Source organism: Candidatus Pelagibacter communis, assembly GCF_001180165.1.
Lineage (GTDB): Bacteria > Pseudomonadota > Alphaproteobacteria > Pelagibacterales > Pelagibacteraceae > Pelagibacter > Pelagibacter ubique_P.
Genome location: NZ_CVSQ01000050.1, coordinates 1 through 988 on the forward strand (window position 1 = coordinate 1; position 988 = coordinate 988).

Here is a 988-nt window from a genome sequence, read left to right on the forward strand (position 1 = left end):
AACTTCTAAGAAAAAATACTGTTTAATTCATAGTAAAGAAATCAACCATCCTAAAGGTTCTAGTCAAAATAAAAGAGTGGTTAGTGTTTTAAATAATGTTGAAAAAGTTATAGCAAATTCTCAGTTTACAAAAAATCTAGCAATAGAACTTGGTGTTAATGCAAATAAAGTAATTGTAATAAATCCAGGTGTGGATCCTGCTGAAGAATTAAATAAAAAAACTTTAGATAAAGTTGAAAGTATACTTAAAGTTAAAAATCCAAGACTAATTACGGTTTCAAGATTTGATAAGCGTAAAAATCATGAAAAAATAGTTATGGCTTTGAGAAATTTGAAACAAATATATCCTGATATTGTTTACATTTGTGTTGGATATGGAGAAGAAGAAGAAAATATTAAAAAGCTAGTAAAAGAGTTAGATCTTGAAGCTCAAGTTATGTTTTTTAAAGATATTAGTAATGATTTAAAAAATGCTTTAGTTTCAAAATCAAATATCTTTGTAATGCCATCCATAATCCATAAAAAATCAGTTGAGGGTTTTGGTATAGCTTATGTTGAAGCTGCACAATACGGTATTCCATCAATTGGAGGCAAAGATGGTGGTGCCGCAGATGCAATTAATCATGAAAAAACTGGTTTAATATGTGATGGAAATAGTCTCGATGATATTTACTCTTCTATTAACTCATTGTTGGAAAATAAAAAATATTTAGAGCTTGGAAAAAATGCAAAAGAATTTGTGAATAAATTTCAGTGGTCAAAAATAATTGAAGAATACAAAAAGATACTAAATTGATTTCAAATAATAAATTAGCAATTTTTTTAATTATAATTTCAGTTTTTTGTGGAACATTAATGCTAACTTTTTTAAAATTAGCACAAGAAGAAGTTAATGTTTATGTTGCAGGGTTTTTTAGATTTTTATTTGGTTTCCTAATTATTTTTCCTTATATGTTAAAATCTAAATTTACAGTTTTTAAAACTAATC

General features: G+C 25.8%; 2 protein-coding genes. Both read left to right on the forward strand.

Translation table 11 applies throughout. The features are described 5' to 3' along the window. Positions 1-796: glycosyltransferase family 4 protein (locus tag AMN88_RS02450; protein WP_075536262.1), on the forward strand; the 796-nt coding region annotated here is incomplete at its 5' end. After that, the coding region (locus AMN88_RS04625) for a hypothetical protein (protein WP_218836661.1) at positions 793-988 on the forward strand (196 nt) is incomplete at its 3' end. The genes AMN88_RS02450 and AMN88_RS04625, both read left to right, overlap by 4 nt.